We start from the raw sequence: 17,269 nt of genomic DNA, 5'->3' as shown, positions 1-17,269 counted from the left end.
ATCCGACAATGACAGCTGCGGCAGGCGAGAGCCGGTCGGCAGTGCATTGCGGGAGGTTCCCATGACACAAGACAAGACTGTCCCCAGTGCTCCGGTCAACATTGCCGGTCTGCGCCGCATGCGCGAAGCGGGCGAGAAAATCGCCTGCCTGACCGCCTATGACGCCAGCTTTGCGATGATCGAGGACCGCGCAGGCGTCGACGTCATCCTGATCGGTGATTCACTCGGCATGGTCCTGCACGGTGGCACCACGACTACCCCGGTCACCGTTGACGACATCGTTTACCACTGCAAGTGCGTTGCCCCGCATGTTTCGCGCAGCTTCGTGATGGCCGATTTGCCGTTTCTGTCTTACGCCACGCTGGATCGTGCGCTTGATGCGTCGCAGCGCGTGATGCAGGAAGGTGGGGCCAAGATGGTCAAGCTCGAAGGAGGGCGCGAGCAGGCAGCGATCGTTGAATACCTGGCGGTACGGGGTGTGCCGGTGTGCGCACATCTCGGACTGCAGCCGCAGTTCGTTCACAAGATGGGGGCGTTCAAGGTGCAGGGCCGCGACGAGGCAGCGGCGGAAGCGATGCTGCACGATGCGCATGTGCTGGCCGAGGCCGGCGCCGATCTGCTGTTGCTGGAATGCATTCCAGCGGCACTGGGTCAGCGTATTACCGAAGCGTCGCCGGTGCCGGTGATCGGCATTGGTGCGGGCCACGAGGTTGACGGCCAGATTTTGGTGTTGCACGACATATTGAACATTTCGCCGATGGTGACGCTGGGGCGGCGGCCTCGCTTCGTCAAGAATTACATGGTGGACGGCCGGGATATCGAATCTGCCGTGGGTGCCTATGTCGCCGAGGTCAAGTCGGGCGTGTACCCGGCGTCGGAACACTGTTTCGCAGCATGATGCGGACCGTTCATACGATCGCCGAGCTGCGCGAGCAGATCGGACAATGGCGGCGCGCTGGCGAGCGCATCGCGCTGGTGCCGACGATGGGCAATCTGCATCGCGGGCATCTGCGTCTGGTCGAACACGCGCGCCAGCAGGCGCAGCGGGTTGTTGCCAGCGTGTTCGTCAACCCGCTGCAGTTCGGTCCGAACGAGGATTTCGGGCGCTATCCACGCACGCTGGCGCAGGATCAGGCACAGCTGACCGCCGCGGGATGCGATCTATTGTTTGCGCCAGACGAACGTGAGGTCTATCCGCGCGGCCGCGACGCGCTGTGCTCGGTGGTGGTGCCGGCGTCGCTCGACATCCTTGAGGGAGAGTGTCGTCCGGGGCACTTCAATGGCGTGGCAACGGTGGTCAGTATCCTCTTTCACCTTACCCAGCCGGATGTCGCGCTGTTCGGGCAAAAGGACTATCAGCAGCTGCTGGTGATTCGCCGGATGGTGGCGGATCTGCATTTGCCCATCGAGATTGTCGGGGTTGCAACTGAGCGTGAGGCCGATGGTCTGGCGATGTCGTCACGCAATCAGTACCTGACGACAGAGCAGCGCACGCGCGCCGCAAGTTTGCATGCTGCCTTGAGTTTGGTTGCTGCTGGGTTGCGGAGTGGCCGACGCGATTTTGAAAAAATAGCAGAAGATGGCGTCAAGATGCTGGTAGATAGCGAGTTCAAGCCGCAGTATCTGGAAATTCGACGTCCCGATCTGGCGCAGCCCACCGCAACCGACGGGCAGTTTGTCGTGCTCGCCGCCGCGGTGCTGGGGCAGACCCGTCTGATCGACAATTTGTCAGTCGAGTGTGTCGATTCGGCCAATGTGACGGGAGTTTGATGCACTGCGGAATTCTGGCTACACTCCGCCTCCGCTTTGTGACTTCGGTCTCGGGCGTGTACGGGCGTATGTCTTAGTGGGCCGCCCGCCGTTTTGACGACCCGTAGGGATTCGGTGCATGTCTTAGTGGGCCACCGAGTTTCCAAGACCCCAGAGAGGCCTCCGCCATGCAACTGCACATGCTGAAATGCAAGCTGCACCGCGCCTGTGTGACCCACGCCGAACTCGACTACGACGGCTCCTGCGCGATTGATTCGAAGCTGCTTGAACTCGCGGGAATCCTCGAGTTTGAACAGATCGACATTTACGACATCACCAATGGCGAACGCTTTACCACCTACGCAATCAAGGCCGAGCCGGGTTCGGGCATCATTTCGGTCAATGGCGCTGCGGCACATCGTGCCCACGTTGGCGATCGCGTGATCATTTGCGCTTACGGCACGATGGATGCCGGCGCTGCGCGGACCCACCAGCCGCGGCTGGTTTATCTGGACGAACAGAACCGTGTTGTGCGCACCGCCAACACCATCCCGGTCCAGGCCGCTTCCAACGCGTGACCGCAGTCAAGGCGTGGTTTCCCACGCTGATCTATAGCGACCGCCTGCAAGCCAAGGGCGGGCAGGCGTTTGTACGCGAGCTGTTCGACGATTGCGTCCGCATCCGCGAGCACGATGCTCCTGGTCGCAACTGGTCGGCGTCGAACTATCCGCTGGGCTACACCAGTTACGGCTCGCTGGATCAGCTGCATCGTTTTTCGTCCTCATTCGATCAGTTACGGGCGCGAATTGATACGCATGTCGAGCGCTATGCGCGCGCATTGAACTGGGATCTGCGCGGTGGCCGTCTTTTGATGACGGACTGCTGGGTCAATATGATGCCGCGTGGCTGCGCTCACAGCTTCCACCTGCACCCGCAGGCAGTCATCAGCGGAACGTTCTATGTCCGTACGCCGCGTGGCTGCAGTGGCCTGAAATTCGAAGATCCTCGACTGAGCAGCCTGATGGCGGCGCCGCCTCGGCGTGCGCGGGGTGCCGAGGCCCAACGTGCGCACATCACCTACGCAGCCCGGGCTGGTGATGTGATCCTGTTTGAGAGTTGGTTGCGCCATGAGGTGCCCGCCAATCCATCCGACGAGGAGCGCGTGAGCATCAGTTTCAACTATCACTGGTGCTGAATAGGCGCGTTCTGGCGCGTTGCATGTCGGAAACACTCGATCGTTGTGGCGATGGGAGTTTTCGCGGGCAGGACATTGGAGGTAGGCTGGGAGGGTATCCAATTGTTGCTGCCGTAAATGCCCTCGATTACTGATTCCCGCGCCTGGACCGATTTGCAGGCGCATGCAGCAGTCATGCGCGAAGTGCGCACGCTCAATCTGTTCGATGCCGATGCAACGCGTGCAACCCGTCTGAGTTGCGACGCAGCCGGGCTCTATCTCGATTACTCAAAGCAGCGGGTTGACGACACCGCGTTGCAGCTATTGTTTGCCTTGGCTCGGCAGCAGGATCTGCAGGGCTGGATCGAACGACTTTTTGCCGGTGCGCATGTCAATGTCACCGAAGATCGCGCGGCACTGCACATGGCGCTGCGCGCTGATGCCAGGGATGTGTTCAACGACAGGGGTGTCAATGTCGTGCCGCAGGTGCACGCCGTGCTTGAGCGCATGGCGGTTTTTGCGGATTCGCTGCGCTACGGGCAGTGGCGTGGAGCGACGGGCAAGCCGATCGGTGACATTGTGAACATCGGGATTGGCGGTTCGGATTTCGGGCCGCGCATGGTCTGCGGTGCGCTGGCTCCGATGATCGATGGTCCGCGGCCACATTTTGTTTCCAATATCGATGGCTCTGAGCTGCACGCACTGCTGCAGCGATTGAATCCTGAAACGACGCTGTTCGTCGTGGCCAGCAAGACCTTTACGACCCAGGAAACGCTGTCCAACGCAATGCATGCACGGGCGTGGCTGGTTTCCTCGCTGGGCGAGGAGGCTGTGCCGCGTCATTTCGCTGCGGTTTCGAGCCATGTTGAACGTGCGGGCAAGTTCGGAATTCCGGCATACAACGTGTTTGAGTTCTGGGACTGGGTTGGCGGCCGCTATTCGTTGTGGAGTGCCGTGGGTTTGCCGATCATGGTGTCCTTGGGGCCGATCCGTTTCGCCGAATTGATGCACGGTGCGCGGGTGATGGATCAGCATTTCCGGACGGCGTCGCCGGAGCAGAACATGCCCGTGCTGATGGGATTGCTGTCGGTCTGGAATCGGAACTTTCTTGGCTGCGAGAGTCAGGTGCTGGCGCCGTATTCGCAGCGACTGGCGCTGCTGACGGGTTGGGCGCAGCAGCTCGAAATGGAGTCCAACGGCAAGGGAGTGACGCGTGCAGGCGAGTCGCTGGATGTGGCAACGACCCCGGTACTCTGGGGCAGTGTCGGTACCAACGCTCAGCATGCGTATTTCCAGATGCTGCATCAGGGCACGGCAATGCATGCGGTGGATTTCATCCTGCCGGTGGTTGGTGACCATCCGTACCACGACATGCACCGCAAGCTGATGGCGAACTGTTTTGCGCAGAGCTCGGCGTTGCTACGCGGCAAGACCGCTGACGAAGTGCGTGCTGAGCTGATCGAGAAAGGTCTCAGTGGCGACGCGCTGGAAGCCGCGATTCCGCATCGCGTGTTTCCAGGCAATCGACCCAGCAATACCTTGTTGTTCCCGCGCATCGATCCGTTCCATCTGGGTGCGCTGCTGGCCCTGTACGAGCACCGCACTTTTGTTGAAAGCGTGATGTGGCAGATCAATCCCTTTGATCAATGGGGTGTTGAGCTGGGCAAGCAGCTGGCGCATCAGATTCTCGATCCTGACCACCCCGTGCCTGTGGATCCCTCGACAGCGGAGCTGATGCGTCGCTCCTTCATGCATCGTAACGACTAGGCGCCGTGCTGTTGCAGTGCCCAGGCGACATGTTCCTGCACGATCGGGTCCGGGTGGTCGGCGCGAGTGCGCAAAGAGGTGATGACCGCATCCGAACTTGGCGCATTGCCTAGCGCCACTGCCAGATTGCGCAACCAGCGGGCGTAACCGGTGCGGCGCAGTGCCATGCCTTCGGTTCGTTGCAGCCACAGTGATTCGCTCCAGGCGAATAGATCGATCAATCGAGCGGTATCCAGTTCGTGGCGCGGGGCGAAATCGGGTTCCGTGCTCAGGCTGGCATAACGATTCCATGGACACACCAGCTGGCAGTCGTCACATCCGAAGATGCGATTGCCCATCATCGGGCGCAGTTCCAGCGGGATCGAGCCGTGATGTTCGATCGTCAGGTACGAAATGCAGCGGCGCGCATCCAGCTGATGTGGGGCAACGATGGCCTGCGTCGGGCAGACCTTGATGCAGGCGCTGCAGCGGCCGCATTCATCTCTGACGGGGGCGGCCGCTGTCGGCGTCAGCAACAGATCGGTGTAGATTTCTCCAAGGAAAAACCATGAACCGGCATCGCGGTTCAGCAGCAGCGTGTGCTTGCCGATCCAGCCGAGGCCGGCATTACGGGCCAGCGCTTTTTCCAATACCGGAGCACTGTCGCTGAAGACACGATAGCCGTGCGGGCCGACGGCCTGTTCGATACGTTGGCCGAGTTTCTGCAGCCGTCCCCGCATCAGCCGGTGATAGTCGCGACCCAGTGCGTATCGTGAGACGTAGCCCAGATTGCCGTCGCGCAGGATGCTCATTGCGTCAGTGGTCGCGGTCCGATAGTTCATTCGCACGCTGATGACGCTGAGCGTGCCTTCCCGGAGTGCCTCAGGGTGCTGACGCATCTGCGTGTTCCGCGCCATGTAGGCCATTTCGCCATGGCGCCCTTGTGCCAGCCACTGCTGCAGATGCGCGTGGTCCTGGTCCAGTTCGAGCGTCGCGATGGCGGCGGTGTCGAAGCCGAGTTCACGTGCCCAGGCCGGAATCAGCGCGGGCAGGCGGTGGAGGTCGTCAGGAGTCATCGCGGATCGGGCCCATCGCTTCTTATACTGTCGCCATGCCACAGTTCGATTCGCGATTGTATGTTGCCGCCCAGGTTCGTGAACTCGATCGCCGCGCGATCGAGGGTCACGGCATCGAGGGCTATCTCCTGATGCAGCGTGCGGCGGCCGCATGCTGGTCAGTCCTGCGCGAACGATTTGGTCGCCCGCGGCGGATCACGATTGTCTGCGGTGGCGGCAATAACGGGGGGGACGGTTACGAAATTGCGCGGTTGGCTCGTGCCGCCGGGTGCGAACTGCGGGTTCTGCAGGTCGGTGACATGCCGCTGCGCGGCGACGCGCAGCGCGCCGCGGCCGCATGGACCGACGATGGTGGGCTGACCGAGACGTTTGTACAGGACGTGCCCGCTTCCGACTGCGTGGTCGACGCCGTTTTTGGTACCGGACTTTCGCGCGCTCCAACCGATCTTGCCGAACGCGCAATTATGGCGATCAAGGCCGCCCGGCGCGCCGGAGCCAGGGTGCTGGCGGTCGACGTGCCGTCCGGCCTCGATGCCAGCACTGGCGCGATTCCCGGAATCTGCGTCGATGCCGACGTGACGGTCAGTTTCATTGGCAACAAGCTGGGCTTGTGGACCGGGCGTGGACCGGCGGTGGCTGGCGAGCGCTGTTTTGATGATCTGGGGGTGCCGGCGGATGTTCACGATGGCTTGGTGCCGATTGCGCAACTCCAGCAGGCGACAGAAGTGTTGTCGCTGGGGCGGCGTGCGCGCGATGCTCACAAAGGGGCCTCGGGTCATGTCCTGATTATTGGGGGCAATTGCGGCATGGCTGGCGCCGCGCTGCTGGCGGGTCGCGCGGCGCTGCGTGCGGGTGCGGGACTGGTCAGTCTTGCGACCCGTCCCGAGCATGCTGCGGCGCTGACCGCAATGCAGCCGGAGCTGATGGTGCATGGGGTTGCTGAGCCATCGGCGCTGGATCCGTTGCTGCAGCGTACCAGCGTGGTCGCGCTCGGTCCTGGGCTTGGTCAGGACGAATGGGCGCGGGCGCTGTACGCGCATGTTGTTGCAGATGCACGCGCCCTGGTGGTTGATGCTGACGCGCTGAATCTGCTCGCGCGGCTGCCGCGACGCCGCGACGACTGGGTATTGACGCCGCACCCTGGCGAGGCGGCTCGATTGCTTCAGTGCTCGGTGGCGGACGTGCAGCGTGACCGCGTTGCCAGCGTGAAGGCTCTTCAGCAGCGCTACGGCGGTGCTGTGCTGCTGAAGGGCGCGGGAAGTCTGGTATCCGGCGAGTGTCCGGTCGTGTGTCCTTACGGCAATCCGGGCATGGCCGTCGCGGGTATGGGCGATACGTTGACGGGCATTGTCGCTGCGCTACGGGCGCAGGGTCTGGATGCCGCGGCGGCGGCGCGTCTGGGCATGCTGGTCCATGCACGAGCTGGAGATATGGCAGCAGCCGACGGTGAGCGAGGCTTGTTGCCGACGGATTTGCTGCCGGCAATCCGAATGCTGGTGAATCCATGACGGCGGCGGCAGTTCTGCCCATGGCGCTGGCGGATGCCGCTGAGACCGAACGTCTGGGTGCGGTGGTTGCTGCCGCGCTGAGGGCGGCGCCGGTTGGCGTGATTGAACTGAGGGGGCCGCTGGGGGCTGGCAAGACCACCTTTGCGCGCGGATTGCTGCATGCGCTTGGGGTCGAGGGCATCGTTCGCAGTCCGACCTATACCTTGATGGAGCCCTACGTGCTGGCGGCGGGCACCGTGCTGCATATGGATCTGTATCGGCTGGTTGATCCGGAAGAGTGGTGGCAGCTCGGTACCGACAGCTATCCGCCGGAGCAGACCTTGTGGCTGGTCGAGTGGCCTGAGCAGGCGGGCGGACTGCTGCCAGCGGCGCGCCTGAGTATTGAACTGGCCCATCGCGGTGGTGCGCGAGGGGCGGAGCTGCGCGGGGAGCCGGCATTGCTGAAGGCAATCGCTGAAATTGCGGAGCTACCTCTCCAGTTCGTTTAAGAACGTCTCCTATCCCCATGTTTGTTATGGGGAATGCCTCTTGCATTTGATGCGCTGTAGCGCTACTGTTCCGCTCGCAGAAGTCTTTTGGATTGCCGAGGGAGTGCGCAAATGCGGTGGGGTCTGGTCGTTGCAGTGCTGATGATGGCGCCCAGCGTGTGGGCGGCGCAGCTGCGCGACCTGAGATTGTGGGACGGTCCCGAGTCCACCCGTATCGTGTTCGATCTCAGCGACGACGTGCGTTACACCGTTTTCACCTTGGCAAATCCCGACCGCGTGGTTGTCGATCTCGATGGTCTTTCGCCCAAGGAAGTCGCTCGAATCGAGGGGATCGAAGGCAAGGGGCTGGTGCAGCGCCTGCGCAGTGGCCCGCGTGGCGATGGTGTCCGCGTCGTGTTCGATGTTGCCTCCACTGTGTTCGTCAACAATTTCGAGTTGCCGCCGAGCGACGAGTACGGGCATCGCCTGGTCGTCGATCTGGCGCGTCCAGGTCTGCAGCCCGATGTCATGGCGGCCCCGGATTCAACAGCTGTTGCCGCGACCGAAGTGCAGGTGCCTGCACCTGCTCCGGTCGTCGAATCCAAGCCGGACCTCGTGGCTGAAACGGCACAGCCGCCGGCCGTGGTTGCGCGAGTGAAGGACAAGCCGATTATCGTCGCGGTCGATGCGGGCCACGGTGGCGAGGACCCTGGCGCGCGAGGCAAGAGCGGTCTTCAGGAAAAGGATGTCGCTCTGGCGATCGCACGCAATCTTGCCGACATGATCAACAAGACGCCGAACATGCGTGCGGTCCTGACGCGCAAGGGCGATTACTACGTGGGTCTGCGGGAACGCGTCAACATCGCACGCAAGAACCAGGCTGATCTGTTCGTATCGGTGCATTGCAATGCCTTCACGCGGCGTGATCTTGAGGGCACGGCGGTGTATGTGCTTTCAGATCGCGGGGCGACCAGCGAGCATGCACGCTGGCTGGCACACAAGGAGAACGCGGCCGATCTGGTGGGCGGTGTTGAATTGCATGGCAAAGATAACGAACTGGCAGCGGTTCTGATCGATCTGTCGCAGGGTGCCACGATGGAGGCCAGCTTCGACGTTGGCAGCCGCATTCTGAATTCGATGTCCAAGGTCAATCGGTTGCAGAAGTCCGAAATCCAGCAGGCTGGTTTTGCTGTGCTGAAGGCGCCGGACATTCCATCGGTACTGGTGGAAACTGCGTTCATCACCAATCCGCGCGAGGAGAAGCTGCTGGCCTCCAAGGACTATCAGGCCAAGTTTGCGCGTCAGATCTTTGATGGCGTTTCCGGCTATTTCCAGAGCTATCGGCCCAAGCAGCAGATGGTGGAAAACGAGCCGGGTCTGCAATACGTCAGCCTCGCGGACAATCGCGACACTGCAGCGGTTACCCAAGGCGTCTCCCGCTGATTCGGTGGGGAGTGCATTTGGCCCGGGCGAGCCTGCTCTCGTCCGGGCCGATTTCTTTCCGGATTGCAATGCGCCTGATCCACGGCACATGTCCGTGACCTGTCCGCGTCGCCGGTTGCCGGCGCGGGCCTGTAAACTTTCGCGATGATAAGAATTCTTTCTGATCAGCTGATCAATCAGATTGCTGCCGGCGAAGTCGTGGAACGCCCCGCAGCTGTGGTCAAGGAGCTGGTCGAAAACGCGCTGGATGCCGGCGCGCGTCATATCGAGGTTGAACTCGAACGTGGCGGCGTCGGGCTGATCCGCATTCGTGACGATGGGAGCGGAATCGAACCTGATCAGCTGACCCTCGCGTTACAGCGGCACGCGACCAGCAAGATCGCGAGTTTCGAGGATCTGGAACAGGTCGGCAGCCTGGGATTTCGCGGCGAGGCCCTGCCCAGCATTCTGTCCGTATCACGGCTGCGACTGGTGTCGCGCGTGGCCGGAGCCGAGCATGCCTGGGCGGTTGAAGGTGAGGGGCAGCTGGCTTCGGGCGAGCCGATACCAGCGGCCCATCCACTGGGCACGCAGATCGAGGTGCGTGACCTGTTCTTCAATACGCCAGCACGCCGCAAGTTTCTGAAGACCGAAGCCACCGAATATCGTCAGGCGCATCAGGCGATGCAGCGGATTGCGCTATCGCGCTTTGATGTCGGATTTGCGCTGAAGCACAATCAGCGACGGATCTGGGAGTTCGCACCGGCAGCCAGCGCCAGTGGGCGCGAAGCCCGACTTGCCGAGATTTGTGGGCGGGAATTCGTGGATCATGCGGTGCCGCTGGATGAGCAACGCCTCGGCATGCGTCTGCATGGATGGGTGGGATTGCCCAGCTTTGCGCGCTCGCAGGCGGACCTGCAGTTCTTTTATGTCAATGGCCGCCTGGTACGTGATCGTCTGCCGAGCGCGGCTTTGCGCCGTGCATTCGCCGACGTCATGCATTCGACGCATCATCCGGCATATGTGCTGTATCTCGAGCTCGATCCGGCCAGCGTCGATGTCAATGTGCATCCGCAGAAGACCGAAGTTCGATTCCGCGACGGCGGTAGCGTGCACGACATGCTATTCGCCGCAGTACACCAGCTCTTGCGACGAGTGCGTCCCCAGGATGGCGCGACACACGACGTCGCATTGCCTTCGCCCTTGACAGCGGCGCCTGCTGTTCGCTCGGCGTCGTCGACTCCCGCCTGGGCCGCGCGTCCACAACAGCAGGGTTTTCGCTACGGCGCTGCCGCGTCAGGTGCGTGGTCGACGCAGTTGGCTGAATCACGTGCGGAATTCGGTGCAGGGGCTGGGCGGGCGACAGCCGCAGTGGGTGTTGCAGAGTCGGCCTCGGATTCGGTCCGCGAGACGCCCGAGTCAGACGAATTCCCGCTGGGACATGCGCTGGCGCAACTGCAAGGTGTGTATGTATTGGCGCAGAACCGCCATGGCTTGGTTCTGGTCGATGCGCATGCCGCTCACGAACGAATTCTTTATGAGCGGCTGAAGGGCGAGCTGGATCGCGGCGGCATCGCCGCGCAGAGCCTGCTGGTTCCACAGCGTCTGCAGCTGCAGGAAGACGAGATTGAAATACTCGAGGCGCGGCGCGAGGAACTTGCGCGGTACGGCATCGTATTCGACCGCAGCGGGCCCGAGACAGTGTTGCTGCGTGCGGTTCCTCCGCTGCTGACCGAGGCGGCCGTGATCGAGCTGTTGCGGGAGTTGGCGGGCGACGATCAGCGCCGTGAGAGCGCGAGTCACTTTGGTGAGTTGCTGGAAGCGCAGCAACGCATCCTTGCCGATGTCGCATGCAAGGCTGCGATCAAGGCGAACCGCAAGCTGAGCCTGGCGGAGATGGAATCACTGTTGCGCGACATGGAACGTACCGAAATGGCAGGGCAATGTAACCATGGTCGCCCGACCTGGATCCAGGTCGGTATGGGCGAGCTGGACCGATTGTTCCTGCGGGGTCGCTGAGTGATGGATCCGACGGCGCTGCCAGCCGTATTGCTGATGGGGCCTACGGCATCCGGCAAGTCGGGGCTGGCGCTTCGCCTAGCGCAACACTTCCCGATTGAAATCATCAGTGTCGATTCGGCACAAGTCTACCGTGGCATGGACATCGGTACGGCCAAGCCCGACGCTGCGGAGCAGGCGGCGGTACCGCACCACCTGATCGACATACTTGATCCGCTTGAGGCCTATTCCGCTGCACGATTTGTCGGCGACGCGGTGCGGCTGGTCGATGAGATTCGTGGTCGTGGACGCTTGCCGCTGCTGGTCGGCGGAACCATGTTGTACTTCCGCGCGCTGAGATTCGGTCTGAGTGACCTGCCATCGGCGGATCCTGCGGTGCGCGCCAGGATCGAGGCTGAGGCGCGGCGGGACGGCTGGCCGGCGCTACATCGGCGTCTGCAGCGGCTCGACCCGTTGACGGCGCAGCGGCTGCACCCGAACGATCAGCAGCGGATCCAAAGAGCGCTGGAGATCATCGAGCTCAGCGGGGTATCGGCCAGTGCGGCGTTTGCTCAGCCAATATCTGGAGCAGGCAGTCTCAAGCTGCTGCCGCTTGCATTGAGCCCGCCGCTGCGATCGGTGCTGCATGCCCGGATCGAGCGGCGTTTCGAGACGATGATGCGACAGGGTTTTCTGGATGAGGTCCGCGCGTTGTATCGTCGGGGCGATCTGGGGCCGGAACTTCCTTCAATCCGTTCGGTCGGATACCGGCAGCTGTGGGCTCATCTGGCCGGCGAATGCACGCTGGATGAGGCGGTGGCCCGCGCCGTCGCCGCTACCCGGCAGTTCGCCAAACGCCAGTTGACCTGGTTGCGTTCCGACCCCGACGCTGAAGTTTTCGATCCGGAGGCGCCGGATTTGCTGTCGTCGGTGGTGGCCCGTATCGTGCGTGCCGAAAGACAGGCGTGATTTACTGCATGCTACACTCAACAGCCGTCGACTCTTGCCAAGATTCAAAGACGGCTCGCTCGCTGCTGAACATAAAATACAGGGATAATTCGATGTCCAAAGGTCATACTCTACAAGAACCGTTTCTGAACGCCCTGCGCAAGGAGCGTATTCCCGTCTCGATCTATCTGGTCAATGGCATCAAGCTGCAGGGCCAGATCGAATCATTCGACTCATTTGTCGTATTGCTGCGCAACAGCGTCAGCCAGATGGTCTACAAGCACGCGATTTCCACGGTCGTGCCAGCGCGTGCCGTGCGCATTTACGATCCGGAAGCGCCGGGTGCCGAAGGCGCTGATGGAGACGAAGCGACCTCTTGAACGCGGACGCGCTTGACCGTCGCCGCCTCGCGCGGCGATTCAATCTGACGGGGCGCTGATGTTCGAGCGCCCCGAGGCCGGCCAGAAGGCGGTCCTGGTTCATCTGGAGTTCCCCGGCGTCGATTTCGAGTCCGACCGCCAGGAATTCATCGAGCTTGCGCGTTCTGCGGGCGCCGAGGTGCTGGCTGTCATCGGCGGCAGCCGACGGCATCCCGATCCGGGCCTGTTCGTCGGAAGCGGCAAGGCGGACGAGATTGCCGAGGCTGTGGCGAGCACCTGTGCCGAGCTGGTGATCTTCAATCACGAACTCAGCCCCAGCCAGGAACGCAATCTGGAACGTCTGCTCAAGGCGCGGGTGCTGGGGCGTGCTGGATTGATTCTGGATATCTTCGCTGCGCGCGCTCGTTCTCACGAAGGCAAGTTGCAGGTCGAGCTGGCACAGTTGCAGCATCTTGTCACACGGCTGGTGCGCGGCTGGACCCATCTCGAGCGTCAGCGCGGCGGCATCGGCATGCGCGGGCCCGGTGAAAGTCAGCTCGAGACCGATCGGCGATTGATCCGTGATCGCATCGCATCCCTCAAACGACAGCTGGAAACGGTGCGACAGCGCCGCGCGCGCTCGCGCGCTGCGCGCGACAAGCGCGAGGTGCCGACGATTTCTCTGGTGGGGTACACCAATGCGGGAAAGTCGACGCTGTTCAATGCGATGACTGGAAATCAGACGTTTGCATCGAGCCAATTGTTCGCCACGTTGGATACCACGGTGCGACGGCTGGAACTCCCGGGGGGCGATCCGGTGGTCGTGGCAGACACAGTCGGATTCATCCGTGACCTTCCGCATGATCTGATCGCGGCATTCCGGGCCACGCTGGAGGAGGCTCGCGACGCCACGCTGCTGTTGCACGTGGTTGATGCGGCGGACCCCGAGCGCGCGACCCGGATCGAGCAGGTGCGCGCAGTGCTGGAAGAGATCGGCGCGGCAGAGGTTCCGGTCCTGCAGGTATTCAACAAGATCGACCTGCGCGAAGATGAGATCCCGCACATCGAACGTGAAGAGTTTGGTGTGGCCCAGCGGGTATTTGTCTCGGCGCGAACCGGGGATGGCGTCGAATTGTTGAAAGACGCCGTTGCCGAGCGCGTACGAGAATCCGTGCAGCGCTACGAACTGGTCGTGCCGCCCCGGGCTGCGCGACTGCGCTCACAGCTGTTCGAGCGTCACGCCGTGATTGCGGAGTCGCTGGACGAAGAAGGCCGATTTCACCTGTCGGTGTCGATGCCCCTGCGCCAGCTGTGTCGCCTGTGCCGTGAGGCCGGTGTTGCCGAGCCGATCGAAGCGCGCCTGCCGGAGGAATGGGAGCGCACGCCCTAAGCGGCCGCAGGCTGCTAAAATTCAACGCTGCATCCGACAACGGCGTATCGTAGTCACCCGTGTGACACCTCTCGATTCCGATCTGTGGGCCGGACTGGCCCGCATCGCGAGCGGCGAGCGTCACAATCTCAGACGAGCAAATACAGAATTCTCATGAGTGCTGGAGTAATCAATGGCTTGGAATGAGCCCGGCCCCGGTCGCGATCCGTGGAACCAGGGACCGAAGCGTGGTGACGGTCCGCCCGACCTTGACGCCATGCTGAAACGCCTGCGCGCACGCTTCGGTGGGCGCGGTGGCAGCGGTGGGCGCCCCGCCGGCAACCTGCCGGCCGGCATGTTCGGTTTGGTGGCGGCAGCGTTGGTATTGCTGTGGGTCGCCTCGGGGTTCTATGTGGTCGACGAGCAGGAACGTGCGGTGGTCTTGCGTTTCGGCAACTACGTCGGCACCACCGATCCGGGATTGCGTTGGCGCATGCCGTGGCCGATCGAGAAGGAAGAGGTGGTCAACGTGACCGGGGTGCGCGCAACGCGCGACCGCGCGACGATGCTGACGCAGGATGAGAACATCGTCGATCTGGAACTGACGGTGCAGTACCGCGTCTCCAAGGTCGAGGACTACGTCTTCAACGTGGCTGACCCCGATCTGACCATGCGGCAGGCGACCAAGTCGTCGGTGCGCGAGATCGTCGGCCAGTCGAAGATGGACTTCATCCTGACCGATGGCCGTCAGGAGATCGCAGACCGGACCAAGACGCTGCTGCAGGAACGCATGGACGAATACAAGTCCGGACTGTTCGTGACCGAGGTCAATCTTCAGCAGGCGCAGCCGCCGGAGCCGGTTCAAGCGGCATTTGCCGACGCGATCAAGGCGCGTGAGGATCAGCAGCGCCTAAAGAACGAGGCAGAGGCTTACGCCAACGATCGCCTGCCACGAGCCCGCGGTGCCGCCGCGCGTCAGGTCGAGGAAGCCACCGGCTACCGCGATCAGGTTGTCGCCAAGGCCGAGGGTGACGTGGCGCGTTTCAATCAGCTGCTCACCGAGTACCGCAAGGCGCCCAAGATTACGCGTGAGCGCATGTATCTGGACACGATGAATACGGTTTATGGCAATTCCAGCAAGATTCTGATCGACGTCGACAAGGGCGGCCAGATGCTCTACCTGCCGCTGGATCAGATTCTGAAGAATTCGGTGCCGCGCCAGGATTCGGCTGCTGACTACGTCACCGCACCGTCAACGCCACAACGCAGCGGTGCCGTTGCGCCGGGTGGTAACGATACGGCCACTGCGCGTTCGCGCGATCGGGGGCGCTAAATGAAAACCTCCAGTCCAATGATTCTGGCGGCAATTGCAGTCTTTGCCGTGCTTGTGATCAGCAATACCTTCTTTATCGTCGATCAGCGTGAAACGGCGGTGATGTTCCAGGTTGGTCAGCTCAAGCAGGCTGGGTTTGAACCGGGCTTGCATACCAAGATTCCGTTCTACCAGACCGTGCGCAAGTTCGATTCGCGCATCCTGACGCTGGACAATCAGACAGAGAACTTTTTGACGGGTGAGAAGAAGAACGTCGAAGTCGACTTCTTCGTCAAGTGGCGAATTGCCGATCCGGCGTCTTACTACCGTTCGACCGGTGGTCAGGAACTGGTCGCACTGGATCGCCTGTCCGCGATCGTCAACCGCGGTCTGCGTGACGAGTTCGGTTCGCGCACGATTCAGCAGGCAGTTTCCGATGAGCGCGACGTGATCATGCAGGAGCTTGAACGCAAGGTCGCCAATAACGTCAAGGAACTCGGTATCGAGATCGTCGACGTGCGGCTGAAGTCGATCAATCTTCCGCAGTCAGTCAGCGAGTCGGTCTACGATCGCATGCGCGCTGAACGCGCGCGGGTAGCGTCGGATCTGCGCGCGCGTGGTGCCGAAGAGGCGGAGAAGATTCGCGCCGAGGCTGATCGTGAGGCGCAGGTCACGCTGGCGAACGCGTACAAGTCGGCCGAAGAACTGCGTGGCGAAGGTGATGCCAAAGCCGCGGATATCTACGCCAGGGTCTACGGACAGGATACGGAGTTCTACAGCTTCTACCGCTCACTGAATGTCTACCGCAGCAGTTTTGGCGGTGGTCAGGACGTGCTGGTGCTGCAGCCTGACGGCCCGTTCTTCAAGTATTTCCGCGGCAGCGGGCAGTGAATCTGGACTGGTCCGGGCTGCTGCACGCGCTCGGTCTGGTCATGGTGATCGAAGGATTGTTGCCATTCGCCGCACCGTCACAATGGCGTCGCATGCTGTTCACTGTCGCGCAGATGGAAGCGCGTAGTCTGCGTGTCCTGGGATTTCTTAGCATGGCGGCGGGCCTTGCCCTGCTGCACTTTTCGTGACTATGTCTATACGTAAGTGGATGCTGCCCGAAGGGGTGGAAGAGGCGTTGCCGCCGTTGTCGTGGCAGATGGAAGATCTGCGGCGCAAGTTGCTCGACTGCTATCGCAAGCAGAAGTACGAGTTGATCGTGCCGCCGCTGATCGAGCATCTCGATGCTTTGTTGACCGGGACCGCGCAGGGACTGGAACAGCAGACGTTCAAGCTCACCGATCCTGCCAGCGGTCGTCTGCTCGGACTGCGTGCCGACATGACGCCGCAGGCGGCTCGTATCGCAGCGCGACACTATGCCGATCAGCCGGTGGTCCGGCTGTGCTATCTGGGCACGGTGCTGCGTACTGCGGCGGACGCTCTGGGCGGAGCCCGCGCACCGCGCCAGGTCGGCTGCGAGATCTTCGGCATGCCGGGTCTCGACGGGGATCTGGAAGTACTGCAGCTGATGCTCAAGACGCTGAAGCTGGCCGGAGTGCGCAAGCCGCATCTCGATCTTGGTCATGTCGGCATCTATCGCGCACTGGTCGGACGTCTGCGCTTGGGTGCCGATGATGAAGCGGCCCTGTTCGACATCCTGCAGCGCAAGTCGCATCCGGATCTTGATGAATTCGCGTCGCAGCGTGGGCTGAAGCCGAAGACGGTCGCGGCGGTCGCAGAGTTGATGGATCTCAATGGAGATCCGTCCGTGCTGGCGCGGGCGCGTTCGGCGCTGGCCCAGGGTGGGACGGCGGTCGAGGCGGCTTTGGCGGATCTGGAGCGCGTCGTCGTCGAGCTGCAGAAAGTTTCTCCGCGGTTGCCGATCCATATCGATCTGGCTGAACTGCGCGGCTATCGCTATCACACCGGCATGGTCTACGCCGTATTCGTTCCGGGGTACGGTCGCGAGATCGCTCGGGGCGGGCGCTACGACGGTGTCGGTGCCGAATTTGGCGCGGCGCGGCCGGCAACCGGATTTTCAGCTGACCTGAATGATCTGCTGCGTCTGGGTGAGGAGGCGCGCACATGATCAGGCAAATTTTCAGTGGACCTGCTCGTCAGGAACAGCGCAGCGCGTGGCAGTGCCCCAATGG

17 protein-coding genes are annotated in these 17,269 nt (G+C 62.2%); 16 read left to right on the top strand and 1 reads right to left on the bottom strand.

Annotated elements, in window-relative coordinates:
- Positions 1 to 61: 61 nt before the first annotated feature.
- The 5 genes from panB to pgi all read left to right on the top strand — a co-directional run bounded on the left by panB (position 62) and on the right by pgi (position 4,690).
- A complete protein-coding gene (gene panB, locus E4T66_RS09795) occupies positions 62 to 898 on the top strand; it encodes a 3-methyl-2-oxobutanoate hydroxymethyltransferase (RefSeq protein ID WP_136848852.1) in 837 nt (278 codons plus the stop codon).
- Positions 898 to 1,770, top strand: coding sequence for a pantoate--beta-alanine ligase (gene panC / locus E4T66_RS09790; protein ID WP_136849083.1), 873 nt, complete (start codon positions 898 to 900; stop codon positions 1,768 to 1,770). Before panB ends, panC begins: the two co-directional genes overlap by 1 nt.
- Before the next feature lie 167 nt (positions 1,771 to 1,937).
- The gene (gene panD, locus E4T66_RS09785) at positions 1,938 to 2,327 is read left to right on the top strand and encodes an aspartate 1-decarboxylase (protein WP_136848851.1); all 390 of its coding nucleotides are present in this window, start codon (positions 1,938 to 1,940) and stop codon (positions 2,325 to 2,327) included.
- Complete coding sequence (locus E4T66_RS09780) at positions 2,324 to 2,944, top strand: TIGR02466 family protein (protein WP_136848850.1); 621 nt, start codon at positions 2,324 to 2,326, stop codon at positions 2,942 to 2,944. The genes panD and E4T66_RS09780 overlap by 4 nt, the downstream gene beginning before the upstream one ends.
- 117 nt (positions 2,945 to 3,061) lie before the next feature.
- Positions 3,062 to 4,690, top strand: coding sequence for a glucose-6-phosphate isomerase (gene pgi / locus E4T66_RS09775; RefSeq protein ID WP_136848849.1), 1,629 nt, complete (start codon positions 3,062 to 3,064; stop codon positions 4,688 to 4,690).
- Here the strand turns inward: pgi and queG are convergent.
- The gene (queG, locus tag E4T66_RS09770) at positions 4,687 to 5,745 is read right to left on the bottom strand and encodes a tRNA epoxyqueuosine(34) reductase QueG (protein ID WP_136848848.1); all 1,059 of its coding nucleotides are present in this window, start codon (positions 5,743 to 5,745) and stop codon (positions 4,687 to 4,689) included. The two genes, pgi and queG, sit on opposite strands and share 4 nt — an antisense overlap.
- 35 nt (positions 5,746 to 5,780) lie before the next feature.
- Here queG and E4T66_RS09765 point away from each other — a divergent pair, with 35 nt between their 5' ends.
- The 11 genes from E4T66_RS09765 to E4T66_RS09715 all read left to right on the top strand — a co-directional run bounded on the left by E4T66_RS09765 (position 5,781) and on the right by E4T66_RS09715 (position 17,205).
- Entirely contained in the window at positions 5,781 to 7,253 is a 1,473-nt protein-coding gene (locus tag E4T66_RS09765) for an NAD(P)H-hydrate dehydratase (RefSeq protein ID WP_136848847.1), read from the top strand.
- Positions 7,250 to 7,741 carry a tRNA (adenosine(37)-N6)-threonylcarbamoyltransferase complex ATPase subunit type 1 TsaE gene (gene tsaE, locus E4T66_RS09760; RefSeq protein WP_136848846.1) on the top strand — a complete coding sequence of 164 codons (492 nt, stop codon included), beginning with the start codon at positions 7,250 to 7,252 and terminating at the stop codon, positions 7,739 to 7,741. The genes E4T66_RS09765 and tsaE overlap by 4 nt, the downstream gene beginning before the upstream one ends.
- Before the next feature lie 111 nt (positions 7,742 to 7,852).
- Positions 7,853 to 9,163: an N-acetylmuramoyl-L-alanine amidase gene (locus E4T66_RS09755; protein ID WP_136848845.1), complete on the top strand. Its 1,311-nt coding sequence runs from the start codon at positions 7,853 to 7,855 to the stop codon at positions 9,161 to 9,163.
- 144 nt (positions 9,164 to 9,307) lie between these two features.
- On the top strand, positions 9,308 to 11,161 hold the full coding sequence (gene mutL, locus E4T66_RS09750; RefSeq protein ID WP_136848844.1) for a DNA mismatch repair endonuclease MutL: 1,854 nt from the start codon (positions 9,308 to 9,310) through the stop codon (positions 11,159 to 11,161).
- Between the two features lie 3 nt (positions 11,162 to 11,164).
- Positions 11,165 to 12,109 carry a tRNA (adenosine(37)-N6)-dimethylallyltransferase MiaA gene (gene miaA / locus E4T66_RS09745; protein ID WP_136848843.1) on the top strand — a complete coding sequence of 315 codons (945 nt, stop codon included), beginning with the start codon at positions 11,165 to 11,167 and terminating at the stop codon, positions 12,107 to 12,109.
- A gap of 92 nt (positions 12,110 to 12,201) precedes the next feature.
- Positions 12,202 to 12,468 carry an RNA chaperone Hfq gene (gene hfq / locus E4T66_RS09740; protein ID WP_136848842.1) on the top strand — a complete coding sequence of 89 codons (267 nt, stop codon included), beginning with the start codon at positions 12,202 to 12,204 and terminating at the stop codon, positions 12,466 to 12,468.
- Positions 12,469 to 12,526: 58 nt separating this feature from the next.
- The gene (gene hflX, locus E4T66_RS09735) at positions 12,527 to 13,837 is read left to right on the top strand and encodes a ribosome rescue GTPase HflX (protein WP_136848841.1); all 1,311 of its coding nucleotides are present in this window, start codon (positions 12,527 to 12,529) and stop codon (positions 13,835 to 13,837) included.
- A 172-nt stretch (positions 13,838 to 14,009) separates the two neighbouring features.
- Positions 14,010 to 15,149 carry an FtsH protease activity modulator HflK gene (hflK, locus tag E4T66_RS09730; protein ID WP_136848840.1) on the top strand — a complete coding sequence of 380 codons (1,140 nt, stop codon included), beginning with the start codon at positions 14,010 to 14,012 and terminating at the stop codon, positions 15,147 to 15,149.
- Positions 15,150 to 16,019 (top strand): protease modulator HflC, encoded by an 870-nt coding sequence (gene hflC, locus E4T66_RS09725; RefSeq protein WP_136848839.1) that lies wholly within the window; start codon positions 15,150 to 15,152, stop codon positions 16,017 to 16,019. It abuts the gene before it with no gap.
- Complete coding sequence (locus tag E4T66_RS09720) at positions 16,016 to 16,207, top strand: DUF2065 domain-containing protein (protein WP_136848838.1); 192 nt, start codon at positions 16,016 to 16,018, stop codon at positions 16,205 to 16,207. Before hflC ends, E4T66_RS09720 begins: the two co-directional genes overlap by 4 nt.
- 2 nt (positions 16,208 to 16,209) lie before the next feature.
- Positions 16,210 to 17,205, top strand: a complete 996-nt coding sequence (locus tag E4T66_RS09715; protein ID WP_136848837.1) for an ATP phosphoribosyltransferase regulatory subunit — start codon at positions 16,210 to 16,212, stop codon at positions 17,203 to 17,205.
- The last annotated feature ends 64 nt before the right edge of the window (positions 17,206 to 17,269 follow it).

The sequence above is a fragment of the Sinimarinibacterium arenosum genome, assembly GCF_005047655.1.
Classification (GTDB): domain Bacteria; phylum Pseudomonadota; class Gammaproteobacteria; order Nevskiales; family Nevskiaceae; genus Solimonas.
Note: the sequence above shows the minus strand (reverse complement) of the source record. Positions and strands in the feature narration are given on the sequence as shown.

Excerpts from the sequence above, each read along its gene's own strand:
- panB (WP_136848852.1), top strand. The coding sequence starts at position 62 with ATGACACAAGACAAGACTGTCCCCAGTGCTCCGGTCAACATTGCCGGT.
- panC (WP_136849083.1), top strand. The coding sequence starts at position 898 with ATGCGGACCGTTCATACGATCGCCGAGCTGCGCGAGCAGATCGGACAA.
- panD (WP_136848851.1), top strand. The coding sequence starts at position 1,938 with ATGCAACTGCACATGCTGAAATGCAAGCTGCACCGCGCCTGTGTGACC.
- pgi (WP_136848849.1), top strand. The coding sequence starts at position 3,062 with ATGCCCTCGATTACTGATTCCCGCGCCTGGACCGATTTGCAGGCGCAT.
- queG (WP_136848848.1), bottom strand. The coding sequence starts at position 5,745 with ATGACTCCTGACGACCTCCACCGCCTGCCCGCGCTGATTCCGGCCTGG.
- E4T66_RS09765 (WP_136848847.1), top strand. The coding sequence starts at position 5,781 with ATGCCACAGTTCGATTCGCGATTGTATGTTGCCGCCCAGGTTCGTGAA.
- tsaE (WP_136848846.1), top strand. The coding sequence starts at position 7,250 with ATGACGGCGGCGGCAGTTCTGCCCATGGCGCTGGCGGATGCCGCTGAG.
- E4T66_RS09755 (WP_136848845.1), top strand. The coding sequence starts at position 7,853 with ATGCGGTGGGGTCTGGTCGTTGCAGTGCTGATGATGGCGCCCAGCGTG.
- mutL (WP_136848844.1), top strand. The coding sequence starts at position 9,308 with ATGATAAGAATTCTTTCTGATCAGCTGATCAATCAGATTGCTGCCGGC.
- miaA (WP_136848843.1), top strand. The coding sequence starts at position 11,165 with ATGGATCCGACGGCGCTGCCAGCCGTATTGCTGATGGGGCCTACGGCA.
- hfq (WP_136848842.1), top strand. The coding sequence starts at position 12,202 with ATGTCCAAAGGTCATACTCTACAAGAACCGTTTCTGAACGCCCTGCGC.
- hflX (WP_136848841.1), top strand. The coding sequence starts at position 12,527 with ATGTTCGAGCGCCCCGAGGCCGGCCAGAAGGCGGTCCTGGTTCATCTG.
- hflK (WP_136848840.1), top strand. The coding sequence starts at position 14,010 with ATGGCTTGGAATGAGCCCGGCCCCGGTCGCGATCCGTGGAACCAGGGA.
- hflC (WP_136848839.1), top strand. The coding sequence starts at position 15,150 with ATGAAAACCTCCAGTCCAATGATTCTGGCGGCAATTGCAGTCTTTGCC.
- E4T66_RS09715 (WP_136848837.1), top strand. The coding sequence starts at position 16,210 with ATGTCTATACGTAAGTGGATGCTGCCCGAAGGGGTGGAAGAGGCGTTG.